This is a genomic window from Kribbella sp. NPDC023972 (genome assembly GCF_040639075.1).
In the GTDB taxonomy this organism is placed as follows: domain Bacteria; phylum Actinomycetota; class Actinomycetes; order Propionibacteriales; family Kribbellaceae; genus Kribbella.
Genome location: NZ_JBEZZH010000009.1, coordinates 45438 through 62365, shown reverse-complemented (window position 1 = coordinate 62365; position 16928 = coordinate 45438). Strand labels below are relative to the sequence as shown.

21 protein-coding genes are annotated in these 16928 nt (G+C 65.3%); 12 read left to right on the top strand and 9 right to left on the bottom strand.

What is annotated here, in order from left to right; genetic code table 11:
- Positions 1-68: 68 nt before the first annotated feature.
- On the bottom strand, positions 69-1094 hold the full coding sequence (locus AB0F43_RS29835; RefSeq protein WP_360484110.1) for a WYL domain-containing protein: 1026 nt from the start codon (positions 1092-1094) through the stop codon (positions 69-71).
- A 266-nt stretch (positions 1095-1360) separates the two neighbouring features.
- Here AB0F43_RS29835 and AB0F43_RS29830 point away from each other — a divergent pair, with 266 nt between their 5' ends.
- Positions 1361-1612, top strand: coding sequence for an ATP-binding cassette domain-containing protein (locus AB0F43_RS29830; RefSeq protein ID WP_360484107.1), 252 nt, complete (start codon positions 1361-1363; stop codon positions 1610-1612).
- A gap of 254 nt (positions 1613-1866) precedes the next feature.
- Here the strand turns inward: AB0F43_RS29830 and AB0F43_RS29825 are convergent, their stop codons facing one another.
- From AB0F43_RS29825 to AB0F43_RS29815, 3 genes are all read right to left on the bottom strand, one after another.
- Entirely contained in the window at positions 1867-2376 is a 510-nt protein-coding gene (locus tag AB0F43_RS29825; RefSeq protein ID WP_360484104.1) for a hypothetical protein, read from the bottom strand.
- 246 nt (positions 2377-2622) lie between these two features.
- Positions 2623-3108, bottom strand: coding sequence for a hypothetical protein (locus tag AB0F43_RS29820; RefSeq protein WP_360484101.1), 486 nt, complete (start codon positions 3106-3108; stop codon positions 2623-2625).
- Positions 3109-3384: 276 nt separating this feature from the next.
- Positions 3385-3678, bottom strand: a complete 294-nt coding sequence (locus AB0F43_RS29815) for a hypothetical protein (protein WP_360484712.1) — start codon at positions 3676-3678, stop codon at positions 3385-3387.
- On the opposite strand from AB0F43_RS29815, the gene AB0F43_RS29810 reads away from it, so the two are divergent.
- The 3 genes from AB0F43_RS29810 (at position 3646) to AB0F43_RS29800 (ending at position 5690) form a co-directional block, all read left to right on the top strand.
- Positions 3646-3819, top strand: a complete 174-nt coding sequence (locus tag AB0F43_RS29810; protein WP_360484098.1) for a hypothetical protein — start codon at positions 3646-3648, stop codon at positions 3817-3819. The genes AB0F43_RS29815 and AB0F43_RS29810 overlap by 33 nt on opposite strands.
- Positions 3820-4174: 355 nt before the next feature.
- Positions 4175-5197 (top strand): NaeI family type II restriction endonuclease, encoded by a 1023-nt coding sequence (locus tag AB0F43_RS29805; RefSeq protein ID WP_360484096.1) that lies wholly within the window; start codon positions 4175-4177, stop codon positions 5195-5197.
- The gene (locus tag AB0F43_RS29800; RefSeq protein WP_360484093.1) at positions 5130-5690 is read left to right on the top strand and encodes a very short patch repair endonuclease; all 561 of its coding nucleotides are present in this window, start codon (positions 5130-5132) and stop codon (positions 5688-5690) included. The genes AB0F43_RS29805 and AB0F43_RS29800 overlap by 68 nt, the downstream gene beginning before the upstream one ends.
- On the opposite strand, the gene dcm is transcribed toward AB0F43_RS29800, so the two are convergent.
- The gene (dcm, locus tag AB0F43_RS29795; RefSeq protein WP_360484090.1) at positions 5687-6934 is read right to left on the bottom strand and encodes a DNA (cytosine-5-)-methyltransferase; all 1248 of its coding nucleotides are present in this window, start codon (positions 6932-6934) and stop codon (positions 5687-5689) included. The genes AB0F43_RS29800 and dcm overlap by 4 nt on opposite strands.
- 425 nt (positions 6935-7359) lie before the next feature.
- Positions 7360-8232: a hypothetical protein gene (locus AB0F43_RS29790; RefSeq protein WP_360484087.1), complete on the bottom strand. Its 873-nt coding sequence runs from the start codon at positions 8230-8232 to the stop codon at positions 7360-7362.
- On the opposite strand from AB0F43_RS29790, the gene AB0F43_RS29785 reads away from it, so the two are divergent.
- The 3 genes from AB0F43_RS29785 (at position 8195) to AB0F43_RS29775 (ending at position 10118) form a co-directional block, all read left to right on the top strand.
- Complete coding sequence (locus AB0F43_RS29785; protein ID WP_360484085.1) at positions 8195-8620, top strand: hypothetical protein; 426 nt, start codon at positions 8195-8197, stop codon at positions 8618-8620. The genes AB0F43_RS29790 and AB0F43_RS29785 overlap by 38 nt on opposite strands.
- A 218-nt stretch (positions 8621-8838) precedes the next feature.
- A complete protein-coding gene (locus tag AB0F43_RS29780; protein WP_360484082.1) occupies positions 8839-9579 on the top strand; it encodes a hypothetical protein in 741 nt (246 codons plus the stop codon).
- Positions 9483-10118, top strand: coding sequence for an aminoacyl--tRNA ligase-related protein (locus AB0F43_RS29775; RefSeq protein WP_360484709.1), 636 nt, complete (start codon positions 9483-9485; stop codon positions 10116-10118). The genes AB0F43_RS29780 and AB0F43_RS29775 overlap by 97 nt, the downstream gene beginning before the upstream one ends.
- A 221-nt stretch (positions 10119-10339) precedes the next feature.
- On the opposite strand, the gene AB0F43_RS29770 is transcribed toward AB0F43_RS29775, so the two are convergent.
- Positions 10340-11101 (bottom strand): alpha/beta fold hydrolase, encoded by a 762-nt coding sequence (locus AB0F43_RS29770; protein WP_360484079.1) that lies wholly within the window; start codon positions 11099-11101, stop codon positions 10340-10342.
- A gap of 136 nt (positions 11102-11237) precedes the next feature.
- Here AB0F43_RS29770 and AB0F43_RS29765 point away from each other — a divergent pair, with 136 nt between their 5' ends.
- Complete coding sequence (locus AB0F43_RS29765) at positions 11238-12212, top strand: aldo/keto reductase (RefSeq protein ID WP_360484076.1); 975 nt, start codon at positions 11238-11240, stop codon at positions 12210-12212.
- 305 nt (positions 12213-12517) lie between these two features.
- Here the strand turns inward: AB0F43_RS29765 and AB0F43_RS29760 are convergent, their stop codons facing one another.
- Complete coding sequence (locus AB0F43_RS29760; protein ID WP_360484073.1) at positions 12518-13381, bottom strand: LysR substrate-binding domain-containing protein; 864 nt, start codon at positions 13379-13381, stop codon at positions 12518-12520.
- A 61-nt stretch (positions 13382-13442) separates the two neighbouring features.
- Between AB0F43_RS29760 and AB0F43_RS29755 the strand changes: the two genes are divergently transcribed.
- Together AB0F43_RS29755 and AB0F43_RS29750 are read left to right on the top strand one after the other, a co-directional pair.
- Positions 13443-14447 carry an aldo/keto reductase gene (locus AB0F43_RS29755; RefSeq protein ID WP_360484070.1) on the top strand — a complete coding sequence of 335 codons (1005 nt, stop codon included), beginning with the start codon at positions 13443-13445 and terminating at the stop codon, positions 14445-14447.
- A 170-nt stretch (positions 14448-14617) separates the two neighbouring features.
- Complete coding sequence (locus tag AB0F43_RS29750) at positions 14618-14929, top strand: nuclear transport factor 2 family protein (protein WP_360484067.1); 312 nt, start codon at positions 14618-14620, stop codon at positions 14927-14929.
- A gap of 76 nt (positions 14930-15005) precedes the next feature.
- Here AB0F43_RS29750 and AB0F43_RS29745 read toward each other — a convergent pair whose 3' ends face one another.
- The gene (locus AB0F43_RS29745; RefSeq protein ID WP_360484064.1) at positions 15006-15893 is read right to left on the bottom strand and encodes a LysR family transcriptional regulator; all 888 of its coding nucleotides are present in this window, start codon (positions 15891-15893) and stop codon (positions 15006-15008) included.
- A gap of 134 nt (positions 15894-16027) precedes the next feature.
- On the opposite strand from AB0F43_RS29745, the gene AB0F43_RS29740 reads away from it, so the two are divergent.
- Both AB0F43_RS29740 and AB0F43_RS29735 read left to right on the top strand, forming a co-directional pair.
- Positions 16028-16444 (top strand): hypothetical protein, encoded by a 417-nt coding sequence (locus tag AB0F43_RS29740; RefSeq protein WP_360484061.1) that lies wholly within the window; start codon positions 16028-16030, stop codon positions 16442-16444.
- A 205-nt stretch (positions 16445-16649) separates the two neighbouring features.
- Complete coding sequence (locus tag AB0F43_RS29735; RefSeq protein ID WP_360484059.1) at positions 16650-16880, top strand: GNAT family protein; 231 nt, start codon at positions 16650-16652, stop codon at positions 16878-16880.
- The last annotated feature ends 48 nt before the right edge of the window (positions 16881-16928 follow it).

The window sequence follows — 16928 nt, the reverse complement described above, 5'->3', positions numbered from 1 at the left end:
ACCGCTACAACTGAGCTAGGGACGCCTAAGTCGGACCGAAACCGGCCCGGCCCTATGAGTGCCTCCTGTTAGCCGAACTTCCCCGCCGCCCGGTGATACCGATCTCCAACCTCTTTCACCGCGGCCGCCAACTCCGGCGCGTCCAGTACCTCGAAGTCCGCATCCAGCAACCCCAGCCACAACGCCAGCTGATGTGGATCATCCGACCCCATCTCGACGATGCACGCTTCCTCGCCCACCACCTCGGGCTCGATCGGAATCGGCATCCGATTCTTCACATACTCCGCCGACGCGAACACCTTCACCCGAGCCCGATACTGCCACGACGCCTCCCCGACGGAACGCCGTACAAACTCCGCAGCATCCGCCTCAGGCAACTCCCGCGGCGTGAACCGCGGCCCATTCGGCGTCTTCAACCGCATCCGATCCACCCGAAACGTCCGCCAACCCTCCCGACCGTTGTCCCAAGCAACCAAATACCACCGCCTCCCCCACGCCACCAACCGATGCGGCTCGGCCGCCCGCGACGACTGCAACTCCCCCACGCCCGCATCCGGTGTCGGCTGGTCCGTGCCTTCCGTCCGACTCCCCCAAACCCCACCACCGCTTCCGCCGGCGTACTCGAACCGCAATCCCTCCTGATCCCGAATCGCCGCAGCAATAGCCGTCAACACCTCAGCGTCAACCCGAGCCCCACCCCCGCCCACCGCAACCGTGGCCCCCGCCACCGCGCGCACCCGATGCCGCAACCGCGACGGCAAAACCTGCTCCAACTTCACCAACGCCCGCACGGACGTCTCTTCAATCCCCGCCAGTCCTCCAGCCGCAGCGGTCCGCAACCCCACCGCAACCGCCACAGCCTCCTCGTCATCCAACAACAACGGCGGCAACTCCCCACCGGCCCCCAACCGATAGCCGCCTGCCACCCCCGCCCGCCCTTCCACCGGATACCCAAGCACCCGCAACCGCTCCACATCCGTCCGAAGCGTCCGAGTCGAAACCCCCAACCTCTCTGCCAGTTCAGCTCCAGCCCAGTCCCGCCGGACCTGCAGCAACGACAACAACCGCAACAACCGCGCCGACGTCTCCAACATCCCGCCATCGTCCCATCGACCACGGAAGATTCCCTTCCGCAATCACCCGGTCGAACCGCGCCGATGACCAAGCCACTCGGCGGAACTAGAGGTGCGGGCTCGCCCTGTGCTGCCGCATCTCTTGGGCGAACAGTCTGTTCGCCTCAATCATGGAACGACGTCGCGGTGCACCTAGCTTCCAAGCGACGCTCCCCGACGCGATTCCAGGGCGGTGATCGAGACCACCGGACTGAGCAAAGCTTTCGCGGCTTACCGCCGTCGCCCGGGTGGATCTCACCGTCTCGGAAGGTGATGTCCACGCACTGGTCGGTCCGAGCCGCGCGGGCAAGGCGACGCTGTTCACCCTGCTGACCGGCTTCCTCAAGCCGAGCACCGGCCAGATCAGGTTCGGCAGCCGGGACACCACCGGTTCGTCGAGCGGAACGCGCCTGGCTATTTGCCATCGGGAACGACAGCGGCGACTGAGGTACTGCGGGTCCGTGAGCGACTGCCGGAAGTCGGTGATGATCCCAAGGTGACCACGTGCGCATCGCCGCGAGCAGCAGCGGTACGGCGATGAGGGAAGCGGCGAGCCGCGAGTGATCCAGAGAAGCGCATGGAAGGCCTCTCCGGGCGGAATGACGGCAGGATCACAGCGTCAACCACAGCCTGTCGACCCGTGATGACCGGCGCTTAGACATGCGTTCCCCCTGCGTCAGGGCAGGAGTGCCATCCGCAGTCAGTGGGGCGGTGCCAGGAGCCGGTTGCTCCCGGCACGTCGACGTCCGGGTATTCATCCACGCGGCAGCACGTGTCGGTTACTACGGATCACGCCGTACGGATCAGTCCGCCGCTTCAGCTGGCGGAGCCGGGCGAGGGCAGCGGGCGAGAATGCCCGGGCCGGGTCGTCGTCGGCGACGAGGAAGGTGAACATCGTGCGTCCGGTGCTGTGCCCGGCGAGGGCCTTGCGGACGTCGGCGAAGCACGTCTCGATCGCCGCCTCGACTTCCGGGGCGACGGGCACGCCGAGGCAGAAGAACTGGTACGGCTCGAGCACGGCTCCGGCCGGGCCTTCGGCTGCGCTCGCCCGTGCGAGGGCGCCGCCGAGGTGCCGAATCTGCACGACCGCGAGCGGTGCGGTGCTGCCGGCGCCGACGACGTTGAGCAGCCGCTCGATTGCCGGGTCGTCAAGGTCGCGCAGCAGACCCGACATCTCGCTGGCGGGCATCGGTTCGACGGGCTCCGCCGCGATGGCGCCGAGCTCGGCCAGCGGAACGGTCCCGAGAGTGTTGAACCAGCACACCGGGAGTGTGAGGAAAGGCTCGAGCAGGGCCAGCGCCTCCTCGGCGGTACTGAGGTGGGTGACGTCGATGGAGACGAACGCCCCAGTGGCTCTGGAATCTCAGGCAACGGCGGGAACCGCAGCAAGTGGGCCCAGACCGTGAGCGTGTCCGGTGCGGTTGAAGACTGCCTGACGACACTGCGTTCCGGCCCGTTGCATGCCCGGGTCCTGGCCAGCCTGGCGATGGAGCTCACGTACGAGTGGCGGTCAGACGAGGCCGACGCGGTCGGGCGGCGCGCGGTGCAGGCAGCCCGAGCGGTCGGCGATCCCGATCTGCTCGCCGACGTTGTAGGCCTTCGAACGCTGGCACTGTGGGGCACACCCGGCGCCGCGGAGGAACGCCTGGCGCTCGCCGACGAGGTGCTCACGCTGCCGCTGTCGCACGAGCAAGAGCTCTATACCCGCTTCGGTGCGGCCGCCGCATACCTGCAGCGGGGCGACGCGAGCCAAGCCGACCGGCAGATGACCCGATGCATTGAGTTGGCCCGCCGGCTGCGGCACCCCGGCGCGGACGTACCGATCGCCTGGTGGCGGTTCCACCGCGCGCTCTCTGTCGGCGACGAGGCCGCGCGCCGGCTCGGCGAGGAGGCGCTCGAACGGCACCGGCGTAGCTCCGTCGTGGGTATCCCCGAGATGGCGCCCGTGGCGGAGCTGCGCCTCGGCGGTCCGGGCACCCCCGTCGACGACACTCATGTCGCAATAGCGCGTTCTCATGCCAACCCGGCGTACCGGGCCTTCATCGCCCATGCGCTCGCCCAGTCCGGGCGCGCTGGCGACGGGGCCATTCTCGGCCCACCGGTGCCCGATGGCGCTTGGGACTACGCCTCGATGGTCGGCGACTACCTGCGTGTCGACACGCTTGCCCCGGCCCCGGCGTACCGACGAGCTACCGACGGCGCTCGCGCGGATCGCACCGTGGGGCCACGAGTTCGCCATGTACGGCTCAACGGACTGCATCGGCTCCATCGCTTACTTCATCGGCCGCGGCCTCGAGGCACTCGGCGACGTGCAGGCGGCCCGGCATGCGTATTCACAGGCGGCCGACCGCAACCGCGCGGCCGGAATCATCCCCTGGCTGCACCGAGCCGAACAACGACTGACAGCACTCGATGCACCGGACGAGTCGCTGCAGCCGTAGAGCGAACCGGATCTCCAGCGCGCGTTCGGCCTCTTGCCAGTCGCTGCCGAGGAGTTGCGGTACGCGACCGAGCGCTGGGCAACGGTGTTGACGTGTACGTGGAGATCGTCCTTGGCGCGGGTCAGGTTGCCGCCATTGGCGAAGTACGTCTCCAGGGTCTGGATCAGCCCGGTGCCGCGGCGTTCGTCGTACTCCAGGACCGGACCGAGTACGGCGTTGAGGAACCACTCGACGCCCCGCGCTTCACCGATCAGGAACCCCCATGAAGCCGAGCTCGCGACTGCTCACCGCACCGCCCGAGCGCCGTCAGCGCCTCCAATCACCTTTTAGCCTCAGCATGCGCGGCGGGAACCCTCTCCGGTCCGGACACTGGCCCCGCTGCACCGACTGTCACCGGCTGTCCGATCGCGACCGCCAACTCCCTGGCGAGCCGCCGCGCCGCCGCCCCCGCTTCGCGCACGCCGGCTCAGCTCGTCGGAGCAGGAACGGCTGATCGATGAACTATCGAAGCGCCTGGGCTGTAGACAGGCAGGCCGGGAGGTGTCGCGGCCGTTTCAAGATTGTTCGACACCGCGGGGGCACTGGACATCGATGAGCGCGGACCAGCTATCGTCCGGTGGCGTGAGTGACGCTGTCTTGCCTGGGATGCCGTTCGACGAGCCGGATCCAGATCCGGCACGCGACGAGGTGGTGCAAGCCTTCCAGATCGCTGACCCGGACGGGAAACGAGCTGCAGCCGTATTCCGGGCAACCTACGACCAGCTGTACGACGGACAGCACACCGGGCGGTTTCGGTGGGATCAGCTGTTCAAGACTGAGAAGACTCACTATGGAACGCTGCTTGAGATCAATCTGCGGCGTGAGTTCGACGATGTCATTGATGACACTGCCGAGGGACGGCCGCTTGACTACTTGATCAGCGGCCACGACGTGGACTGCAAGTTCTCGCAGAGCTTCGGCGGGTGGATGCTGCCGCCGGAATGCTTCGGCCAGCTGCTGCTGGTGGCGTGGGCGGACGACCAGCGTGGGACGTGGAGCCTCGGCATCGTCAGAGCGTCCGAAACGAACCGCAGGCTCAGCACGAACCGGGATGGCAAGACGCAGCTCAGCGCCAAGGGCCGGGAGCAGATCGTGTGGCTGCAGTACGGGGCTGACTTGCCGCCGAATGTGCTCCTCGGACTTGCCCCGGCGACGCTAGCGAAGGTCCTGGCTGCCCGGTCCGGCCAACGTCGAGTGACCGAGCTACTGAGGCAAGTCACAGAGAAGCGGATCGGGAGGAATACGATCGCCACGCTTGCCCAGCAGGACGACTACATGGCGAGGCTAAGGGACAACGGCAACGGCGCCCGGACTATTCTCAGGGAAGAGGGCTATCTCATTCCTGGCGGCGACTACGAAGCCCATCGATCGGTTGCCCGGCGGCTTGGTGTCGTAGTGCCGGAGCCCGGCGAGGTCGTAAGCTTCAAAGTTGTGCCCACTGAGCCCGAGACCCCCTGGAGCGTCGAGCTCGAGGGCCGGCATTGGCGGCTCGCTCGCGAGGACGAGGTCGTCTCGCTCCCGGCGCCCAAGCTGCCAGATGTGCGGAGGCCAAAGAGTGCCACGCTGGCCGAACTCGCGACGACTCCGGCCGAATCTGGGACATAGCAGCGAGATGGCGAATCGTCGGACGAGCGGAGAATCGAGCGGACGGCCCGCCGTGCAGGGCTCGGTCCCCGCTGGCATCGTTACGCCGACAAGCGCGGGCCGGTCGCGGAACATGCAGGCCATTCGGCGGACCAATACGAAACCAGAGGTACAGCTGCGGTCAGCCCTGCATCGGGAAGGTTTCCGATTCCGCAAAGACTTGGTAGTCCGCACGTCGACGCGGCGGGTGCGGCCCGACATCGTCTTCACCGCGCGAAAGATCGCCGTCTTCGTTGACGGATGCTTCTGGCACTGCTGCCCAGAGCACGGCCGCCAGCCGTCAGTGAACTCCGGCTACTGGTCCCCCAAGCTCGCTAGGAACGTCGAACGGGACCGCCTGGCGGATGCTGCACTCACCCACGATGGCTGGGCTGTCGTTCGCATCTGGGAGCATGAGCCACTCGAGACGGCGATCCGTCTTGTCAAAAAGGCGCTCGAATCTCGAGTCGCCTAGCTGACCTTGGAACGCATTTGGGCGAGATACTCGTGCCGGATGTGATCGTCCTGGCCGATAAAGGCGCGAAAGCCGCCGAGCTTGAAGCTTAGTTCATTTGACCTGGACGGCTTGATGTTCATATCGAAGTCGCGCATCAAGTGCTTGAGCCGGAGGTCAATCTCCTCACGGGTGAGAGCGCCGTCAATCATGCTGAAGATCTGATCGATCGTCAGGGGCTTATCGGCGACCCGTAGAACGCGGTACACCTCGTCGTGAGTCACCGTCTCGCTCTGAAGGCGCGGCTCCCCGATGTGCTGCAACGCGGCGACAATCCGTCGGCCAATAGCCTCGGCAACCGGAGGCGGGAACGCGTTCCCAACTTGGCGGTATCTGGAGGTCTTTCGTCCAGCGAAGCGCCAACCCCAGTCGTCCTGCCACCCTTGCAGCCTGGCAACCATCTCGACTGTCAGCTTCGGATTGAAGCCTTCCGGCGTACCAGCGGGTGGAGGGGCGTCAGCGACACCGAGCGCATCGACACCCAGCTCAGCCCAAGCGCGCTTCGCGCGGGTCGGGCCGAGGTCAGCGCCTCCGTGCTTCTTCGAGCCTCCCACGATCGTCGGTGCGATCTTGTGAGCGCGCTTCGACCAATGCTCGGCATGCTCCCAGCCGTTAGAACCCATCATGTCGCGAAGCTCTTCGCCAACAGTCCGCTGCACAGGCGTTGTTTCTGGCCAGCTGAAGTAAGGCGCATCATCTTTGCTCAGCGCGACGAGTACGAACCGGGGGCGCAGTTGCGGGACGTTGAAGTCAGATGCCTGTAGCAGACGCCAGTCAGCGACGTAGCCCAGCTCATTGAGACGATCAAGGACGTGTTGCCTGTAGGCCGAGAACCTTGGCGCAGACAGACCTCTCACGTTCTCGAGCATGAGGGCTCTGGGATGCATCTGCCCACAGAGTTCGACGGCCCACGCGAACAGGTCTCTCTCATCATTCGCACCAAGCTGCTTGCCTGCGATCGAGAAGGGAGGACAAGGCACACCGCCAGCCAGCAAGTCAATACCCGAGAACTCATCGGGATCCCACACTGCTGGGTCCGCGACGTCACCTTGGCGCACGTCCCAATCTGGCCGATTATCCCGGAGGGTTTGCACAGCCATGGCATCAAGCTCGACTGCCAGCGCGTGCTCGAAGCCTGCCCGTTCAAGGCCGAGAGCCTGGCCGCCAGCGCCTGCGCAGATTTCCACAACTCGCAGCTGGTTCACCAGGCCTCCAGAGAGTCGAACGTTTGTTCGAGTGTAGAAATCAGGCATCCGCGAGTCAAATCCGGCCTGCTGGATGACCAAGGCTCCAGAGGAGCAGGTGCGCACTTGAGCCGACCACTGCCCTGCCTCGTCCTGGCGCGACTCATACCGACGGTTTCCGCTCTCCCTGGGGATAGATCAAGCAGAGCCTAGCGCCTGCCCGGCATCCCATCTTGGACACCCGCCGGCAGCACCTCGATGCTTTCCAAGCAAGACGGCACCTGCCAGCACACCATGGCGGTGTCGTGCCGGGACCTATGCCTTAACAGTCCGTCATGGACATGACACAGCATGCGCCTGAGACGCGCGGCCTCATGGATCCACGTACCCTGAATGGCGCATCGAATCGCAGCGCCGGAAGTCACTACTCACGCATCGGCCGGTATCTAGTCGGTATTGAGTGCGCGAATATCTTTGAACAACTGCGATAAATCGTGCACCCGCCTGCTCATCATTAGCCACCTCTCGTACCGGTCACGCGTCGCCGTAGGCTTGATCAGATCGGCGACAGGCACCTGGACGCGACCCTCGAACGGATAATGAACTGCGAGAAGCATGGGCAACGACACATGGTAAACGCGGTCGACTAAGGGATCCCCAACCAGCCACGAAACGATGTTTGAGTTGAAGTCCGAGACAACAAAGACCGTCTGCAGATCCGAGCGGCGTTGTTTGTAAAACCACGACTCATGCAGATAGGTACCGATACGCTCTTTCCTCAGGCTCCACTTGGTACTGATGATAAGCCGGAAGTCATTCGGGCCAAAGAGGGCAAGATCAGGTTGTGAGTGATAGCCCGGAGGAGTGAGCTCGAAGCCCTGCAAGGTGCGTAATCTTGGCTCTCGCATCGGCTCCACACCGCACAACCGAAAGACCAGTTCCTGGAGTACAACTTCGAACGTTCGCCCAGTCACGTTGTTGCGCTGCCACGACGCGGTCGGCGACTGATGCCTGCGGGCCGTTTCGTACGCTTTACCAACCTGGTCAAGATGCTCACGAGGATCTGATCTATCAGCCAGGAAGTTCTCCTGTATCCACTCCAAGCCGCGAACAGCCGCGGCCTTCCCCGCCACCGTTGAGAGCCGATCGTTCAGATGCAGGTAGTGAATACCCTTGATTTCCTCGGTCCAGAGCGTGCAAGCATAGACATACTTCCAGGCTGTCTCGTCGGTCAATTCGCCGATCAGGCCAGGCAGCTTGGTGTCAATGAGCTCCGCGATCGTGTCGGAGTACCAGCCGTCCGGCAACATGAAGACCACGCCACAGATTCTTGCAGATCGATCGGTCACGGGCGTGAAGCCCCTGGTCCCCGAGCCGCTGTCGCGCCCGGTCATCGGCTCCAATCAGCCGCAGGCAGCACACCGATGGCACAACCGGCGGGTGGACCGTGACGGCGGGAACAGCACCGCCCGGCAACCCCTGCGACCCGAGGGCGCTGGCGAGAGCCAGCGGGAGGCGATCTTGCGGATGCTCGCGGCGCTGCGCGCCGTGACCGACTACCCCGGCGATCGTGTGATCGCTGGCCACGGATTGATGGTTTCGGTGTTGACCTGGGGAGTCGGCCCCCAACGCGAGACGCTGCCGCTCTTCCTCCCTGAGGCGCCGAATGTCGAGCCCTTGGGCCGTGCCCGACGGGGAATTGACTAACCTGGTAGCGAGTCTTATCGACCGGATAGCGCTGGCAGAGGCTGACAAGTGATATCCGACAGCGATCGTCGTCGCCTGGCTGCTACCTTCGACGGCACATGTCCACTGTTGGAAACGAAGGACTCTCGCTTTGCATGATGCTCATGCTCTCATCGAGATGGGGCCCGAAGCGGTAAGTCGGTTGGCGCGACGGGGCATACACCCTGGATCTGTCGGTATTGGAGCATCTGCAGTCGCGACGGAACCGGAGTATCCATTCGATCGACGAGCTGAGAGCGGAGTCAAAGCGTGTTGCGAGCGAGGTCCAACGGGCAGCGCGGCAGGGTGATGACATCTCGGCGCTGAAAGACACCGCGCGCAAGCTCAAGGAGCAGATTCGCGAGCTTGAGGCCGAACAAGAGAAGATGCAGTCGGAGCTCACCGATCTCCTGTTTAGCATTCCGAACTTGCCGGACGATCGGACGCCTGACGGTGATTCGGACGAGTTCGCTACCGAAGTCCGGCGCGTAGGAGCGCAGCCTGCATTTGCGTTCGCACCGAAGGATCATGTGGATCTCGGTGAGGCGACCGGAATTCTCGACTTCACTCGCGCCACCAAGCTTTCCGGGCGTCGGTTCGCGGTCACTCGCGGCACAGGTGCAGCGGTGAAGCGTGCGCTGGCGGCGCTCTTCCTTGATCTGCACACCCGTCGCCACGGCTACGTCGAATACTCCGTTCCGTATCTCGCGAATCGCAAGACGATGACCGGGACGGGGCAATTGCCAAAATTCGAGGCTGACCTGTTCAAGACCGGTGTAGCGGACCGCGATCTGTTCCTGATTCCGACAGCGGAAGTTCCGTTGACGAACCTGTTCGCCGCGAGATCATCCCGGCAGCCGACCTGCCCATCGCGCTCACTGCGCACACGCCGTGCTTCCGGTCCGAGGCCGGCTCGTATGATCGCGACACCCGCGGTCTGATTCGCCAGCACCAGTTCATGAAGGTCGAGATCGTGCGGATCGTCGATCCCGAGCAGGCCGATGCCGAACTGGAGAAGATGCTCGGTCACGCCGAGGCCCGCATGAGGGAACTCGGGCTCGCCTATCGGGTCGTCATGCTGGCCGCTGGCGACACTGGATTCTCGGCGCAGCTCACCTATGACATCGAGGTCTGGCTCCCGAGCCAGAACACCTACCGAGAGATTTCCTCGGTGTCCAACTTCGGCACATTCCAGGCTCGGCGCGCCAACATCCGCACCCGCGGCACCGACGGCAAGCCGAAGTTGGTCGCCACTCTGAACGGCTCTGGTCTGCCCATAGGCAGAACCTTGGCGGCGCTGATCGAGCAGTACCAGCAGGAAGACGGCTCGATCCTGCTTCCTGAACCGCTTGTTCCCTATCTCGGCTTCCGCCGCATCGCAGCGGACGGAGGAATAGTGCTCGCCGTCTGCGCCTTCCCGAGCGATTACCCTTTCCGCCCGCCTCTTACGGCAGGATCGAGCGTCTGCTCTGGGCGGTAGCGGTGGGAGGTCGGGTCATCAGCGCCGACGTACACGTGCTCGCACCGGCCCTACGAGTCCGAGGATGTCTTGCACAGTGGCGATGGGCGCTCATAAGCACGACGTGAGCGCCGAACCGGAGGCGGCGAGTCGTACCGACGTGTTTGAACGTGCATGGGAGCGTGTGGTCGACCTCGGCTGTAAAGCGTCCACCAATAGCCGTTGAGTGAGGCACCGGTCAGTTAGCGGCCAGCAAGACGGCCGCGAGCCGAGTCTATGAGGTCGTCGATCGCTTCGGCGACGATGGTTGGGTCGTCCTTTTGCACGTAGTGGCCGCCGAAACGCGCGATCTTGTGTACGGCGCCTAGGTTTGCTGCGAGGGCTCGGTGGTGGTTTTGCCAGCGTTTGTCGAGTTCCGCCGGGGTGAAGGGGCGCCAGGGCTCGAGGTCGTCCAGGTCGAGCCAGCGCTCGACCCGGCTGGCGATGACAACGCTCGGTACGTCGAGAGGACGTCTGCTGCGTGCGACTTCTTCTGCGCTGGCAAGTACGTCGAACGACAGGTGGTCGGCCCTATCGCCATCGGCGGCGACCGTACGGGGTTTCTCGATGTCGAGGTTCAGGTGGACGTCGGTTGCGTCGACCAGGACCAGGCCGGCGAGATGCTGCGGTCGCTGCGCGGCGAAGGTCAGCGCGACGAGAGCTCCGAGCGAGTGGCCGACCAGAACAAAGGGTCCCGCAACCTCGGTCGCCACAAGTAGCCGGTGCAGCTCCTCCGCAGCTTCGCCGACCGAGCGGGGCGTTGAATCGGCTGGCCTCTCGCTTTCGCCGATTCCGGCGCGGGCGTAGGTCACCAAAGTTGTTGAAGAGCGCAGAGCCGATATGACTGCGTCCCATGCCTCACCCGCGTCGCCGCTGCCAGAGCTGAAGACGACTGCTGGTGACCCCTTCCCCGAGACCTCCGCCGCAAGCTTGTAAGTGCCGACATCGAACATGGTGGCCGCCATGACAACGAGCCTATGGGCTCAGCAACCACTCCAGCCGCGAACGCGGTGCGTCGTACTCGACTCAGAAAGATGAGTGATCGAACTGAGCGGATTCCCCTGTTGGACATGTCAGCAGCGGCGGGGGAGGTTGGAGGGTATGGAATTCACATATCTTGGGCGTACGGGACTGAACGTCAGTCGGATCGTGTTGGGGACGATGAACTTCGGGCCTCACACGGAGGTCGAGGACGCGCACGCGATCATGGACGCGGCGCATGACAAGGGCATCAACTTCTTCGATACCGCGAATGGGTACGGGCGGGCGATCTACCCTGGCCGGACTGAGGAGATCATCGGCGAGTGGTTCGCGAAGGATCCTCAGAACCGTGAGAAGACGGTGCTCGCTACCAAGGTGTACGGCGACATGGGTGCGGATTGGCCCAACACGAGTAGGTTGTCGGCGCTGAATATCCGGCGGGCGCTGGATGCGTCGTTGAAGCGGTTGCAGACGGATTATGTGGATCTGTACCAGTTCCACCACATCGACCGGGCCACTCCTTGGGAGGAGATCTGGCAGGCGATCGAGGTCGCCGTACAGCAGGGGAAGATTCTGTACGCCGGTTCGAGCAACTTCGCCGGGTGGCACATTGCGCAGGCTCAGGCCGCGGCGGAGAAGCGGAACTTCACCGGGCTGGTGAGCGAGCAGTCGCTCTACAACCTGATTGTGCGTGACCTGGAGCGCGAAGTACTGCCGGCGGCGCAGCACTACGGGCTCGGTGTGATCCCGTGGTCGCCGCTGCAGGGCGGCTTGCTCGGTGGCGTGATCCGGAAGGAGAACGAGGGCGTACGGCGCTTGGAGGGTCGCGCCAAGGAGACACTGGAGAAGTTGCGGCCGCAGATCGAGCAGTACGAGGCGTTTGCGGATGAGCTCGGGCATCAGCCAGGAGAGCTGGCGTTGGCTTGGCTCCTGCACCAGCCGGGCGTGACCGGGCCGATTGTCGGGCCGCGGACGATGGAGCAGCTGGAGTCCGCCGTACGCGCGGTGGACATCAAGCTCGACGAGAAGGCGCTCACGCGACTCGACGAGATCTTCCCGGGGTACAAGACGGCCCCCGAGGACTACGCCTGGTAGTTCACGCCCGGGACAGCCTCGGAAACCAGCTGAGACCGCGGCCTACCGACGCTTGCCGAGCGTTGGTAGGCCGCCCCAGGGAGCGCGCCGCGACAGATGTCGCCGGCGACATGGCCGGCAATCGCCTGATGAGATAGCGCAGGCCGTCGAGCGCTGGTCTGGGCCGTGGGTCGACTCGCCGCGAGGATCTAGCAGGTCGTGCGCAGGTAGCTCGCTTACTGCACCGTCTTACCGTATCGACCAGGAGCTGCATAGCCAGTGACAATGGCCCGGTACGTCCAGGTGCCGCGGCTGTAGCAGTCAGCTCACCCAACCGAGTCGACGAAGAGGTGTACTGCTTCGCGAGGGTCGGATTGGCGCCATGCTAGGGCCAATTCGGCCGGGGGAAGGCCTACCACCGGACGGAAGGTCAGGCCGGGGCGTTCGTAGAGGCGGGTGTTGCCCTCGGCAATCAAAGCCACGCCGACGCCGGCGCTGACCAGTTCCAGGACCTCGTCGGCGGCTGTGGCTTCGGCGGCGATCAACGGCGGTGTGGTGCGTGCGTCGAGAGCTAGCCAGAAGTCGCGGAGCGGGCCGGCTGCGGCGGGGAGAGCGACAAATGGTTCGTCGAGCAGCAATCTGAGGGGGATTTCGGCGCGGTCGGCAAGCCCATGTCCTGACGGCAGGGCTATCCAGCGGGGTTCGCGGACCAGGACTCGGGTGGCGATGCCGTCGAGCGGGATGGGGAGCCAGACGAAGGCGACGTCGCTGGTGGCGTCGGCCAGGCCGGCGGTGGGGTCGTCCCAGCCGACCAGGCGGAGCGAGACCGTCCAGCCGGGGGCGCGGTCGCGGAAGCGTTGGACGGCTGGGCGTTGGAGGTCGCGGCCGACGGCGGTCTGCATGCCGACAATCAGCTGGTTCGGATGATTCAGCGAGCGTGCTTCGGTGTAGCCGCTGTCCCAGGTCTCGAGCATCGTGCGTACGACGGGGAGCAGAGCGCTCCCCTGGTCCGTGAGGGCCAGGCCGCGAGGTAGGCGCACGAAGAGGTCGAAGCCGAGGCGGCGTTCGAGAGCTCGCAGCTGCTTGGACAGCGCGGGCTGGGAGACGAACAGGCGGGCGGCCGCGGCCGTGACGGTCAGCTCCTCCGCGGTGGCGACGAAGTACCGGAGTTCCCGCAAGTGCGCATCCATAGCCAACGGTTATACCAACAGGTCTTGGACGCCGTGGTCAGACGGGGCCAAAGCTGATGCCATGACAAACACACTTCCCACCCGGAGTCTCGCCGACCTCGACGTACCGGCGATCGGGTTCGGCGCGATGGTGCTCTCCCCCGGCATGTACGGCGAGATCGACGACGACCGTGGTATCGCGGCGATCCAGGCGGCGATCGGGGCCGGCGGGACGTTCATCGATACCAGTGACGCGTACGGCGCCGACGGCCACAACGAGCGGTTGGTCGGACGAGCGATTCGCGGGCGGCGTGAGGAGGTCACGCTGGCGACCAAGTTCGGGCTGGCGGTCCCGGAGGGCGCTGAGGCTCATCCGTTGAAGGTCGGCTTCGCGTTCGAGGAGTTGCAGGTGAACGCCGAGCCGAAGTACATCACGACGTACGCCGAGGACAGTCTCCGCAATCTTGGCACCGACGTGATCGATCTGTACTACCTGCACTTTCCCGACCCGCAGGTGCCGATCGAGGATTCGGTCGGTGCGATGGGTGAACTCGTTGCTGACGGCAAAGTTCGGTATCTCGGGGTGTCCAACGTGACGCCGGATGAGTTGCGGCGGGCGTACGCCGTTCATCCGATTGCCGCCGTACAGACCGAGTGGTCGATGTGGCGGCCGGTGGATCCCGAACTGCTCGAGGTGGCGCGGGAGCTTGGCGTCGGCGTCGTACCGTGGAGTCCGCTTGGGGCCGGGTTCCTGACTGGCACCGTGCAGCAGTTGGGTGCGGACGACTTCAGGAACAATGCGCCGCGGTTCGACTCGGAGAGTTTGAAGGCGAACAACGCGTCGTACGCCGCTCTGCAGGCGGTGGCCGCGGATCTTGGGATCACGCGGAGCCAACTCGCGTTGGCGTGGTTGTTGCATCAGGATGCGGCGGTGGTGCCGATTCCGGGGAGCCGTACGCCGGCGCACATCGTGGAGAACCTCGCGGCGGCCGAGATCAATCTGCACCCGGACACGCTGGCGCGGATCGACACCGTACTCGCGCGGATCGAACCCGTCGGTGCGACGCTGCTGCAGGACGCACGGTGAATGCTCTCGGGGTGAAGGGGCTCGTCGGATTGTCGGCCATGCTGTCGTTGACTGCTTGCGGTGCTGGCGGCAGCGATCCGATGGTCAACAATCCGACTGTCAGCGGTCCACCAATCGCGCGGTCGACAACTTCGCCTGCGGCACCCTCGCCGACGCCAGGGATGGAGGTGGTGCCGGCTGCGCATGCCTACGTGGATGCTGTCGGGCGGCGGGATCTCGACGGGCTGGTGAATGCGTTCCATGCCGACGGTCGGATTGTCGACGTGTCGCGGACGATCGCCGGCCACGACGCGATCCGCACGTGGGCTCGTAACGAAGTCATCGGCGGCTCCCTGCGAGTACTGGAGGTCGTCGAGCGGCGGGCCGATGGACAGAAGTTGCTCGTGCACTGGGCGCCGGCTGGGTCGGATGGGTGGCGGGCGCACTACGACTTCACGGTTCGCGACGGCAGGATCAGTGTGGCGAACCTGCAGTACGCATGAGCATTCAGCGTCCCCGGTCGACGGCGCGCGTGCGCCGGGCTACGTCCACCCTGGTAGACGGCGCGCGTACGTCGTACTAGGCGTGGACCGCGGTGGTGGGGAGCATGCCGATGAGGGCGTCGGCGGCCAGCGAGGCGGAGGGGCTGGTGGGGACGGCTACTGCGACCTGCCAGTCGGAGGCGCTGCCGGGCACCAACGGGACCGTGGCGTGGTCGCCGCGCTTGGCGGCGATGCGTTCGGGGACGAGAGCTACGCCCAGGTTGTGGGCGACCAAAGCGAGCAGCGTGTGTACGTCGTTGACCTCGATGGTGACGGGGTGGGCGACGCCGGCGGTGGCGAAGGCTCGGTCGGAGATGGCGCGGGCGCCCCAGGTCGGGTCGAAGTCGACGAAGGACTCCCCCGTGAGGTCGGCCAGCGAGACCGCGGACGCCGAGGCCAACCGGTGGTCGGGGGCGCAGACGAGGACCATTGACTCCCGCGAGAGCGGCCGGAGGTCGAGGCCGTCGACCGGGTCGCCGGCGGTGGCGACGAAGGCGACGTCGAGGCGGCCGGAGGCGAGTTCGTCGAGCATCGGGGTGGAGCCGCCCTGGCGTACTTCGATCTCGACACCGGGGTACGCGGAGCGGAACTTGGCCAGCAACGCCGGTACGTCGACCGCCCCGAGACACTGCTCGAGCCCGACGGTGAGGTGACCGCGGAGCAGACCCTGGACCGCGGCGACCGCGTCCTTGGCGGCTTCGGCGGCGGCGAGAGTACGGCGTCCTTCGCACAGCAGAGCGCGTCCGGCCTCGGTGAGCTCGACGCTGCGGGTGTTGCGGACGAAGAGCGAGGCGCGGAGCTCACGCTCGAGCGCACGGATCGAGGCGGACAGGCCGGACTGCGAGATCGACATCGCCTCGGCGGCCCGGGTGAAGTGCTTCTGCTCGGCCACCGCGACAAAGTGCTCCAAGTGCCTCAGCTCCATGACTAAGAACTGTAGTCGATCGAAGCAATACGATTCTCCTGTCGCAACTCTCAGGGCCCAGGCCAACGGAGGGGCCGGGAATTCTCGAGGCCCAGGCAGACGGAGGGGCTGGTGAGATCGGTAGGGTGAGCGGCATGGCGGATGAGGAGTTTCGGGTTGAGGTCGAGCTCGGCAGCGATGAGCACGGGCTGTCGTTCTGGGAGCGGCTGCGGGCGTTGGACTTGGACGACGACGCGCGGAAGCGGCTGGGCAGCCAGGTGACGGTGACCCGGGACGGGAACCGGATGTTGCTCTACACGCACAGCCTCGAGGACGCTCTGGAGGCCGAGCGGACGGTCAAGGACGTCGTCGCGGAGGACGACCTCGCCGCCAAGTACACGGTGACGCGATGGAATCCGGCTGAGCAGGAGTGGACGGATCCCAGCGTGCCGGTCGGCGAGCACGATGCCGCCAGCGACGCGGCGAAGAACGCCGGTGTCGAGGTGCCGGACCCGCGGTACGTCGTGATCCAGGCGTACAAGCCGGAATTCCTCCGCGACCTCGGGCTGTAGCTCCCCGGCGCACCTCGGGCTCTAAGCCGGCGCACGCAGCGGTAGTTGTCACACCCAGCCAGCTGGCCGCCTAGGCCGACGCAATGCGCGTTGAGCTGCGGCCGGTGGTTGCGGGAGATCTGGGGATGTTCCGGCAGTTTGCGGTTGAGCCGGGGCTGATCGGGCTGGACTGATCCTGACCGACTACCTGTTCGAGCACACGCCGGTGCAACGGATCCAGGCCGGGACGCATCCGGAGAACATCACCGAGCAGAAGTCGTTGGAGAAGGCGGGATTCCGGCTCGAGGGAGTGATCCGGGCCGCGGAGTTCCGGGCCGGCAAGTACCGGGATGGGTACCTGTACAGCAGGTTGCGGGACGACCCGGGACCCGTGGTCGACAACGGTTCGGTGACGGGTCCGGGCAACGACACGTCTGGGGAACCCTCGGAGCAATAGTCTCGGCGTTTCGTTGCAGGCTCGAACGACATGGTTCTGCGACTCTGA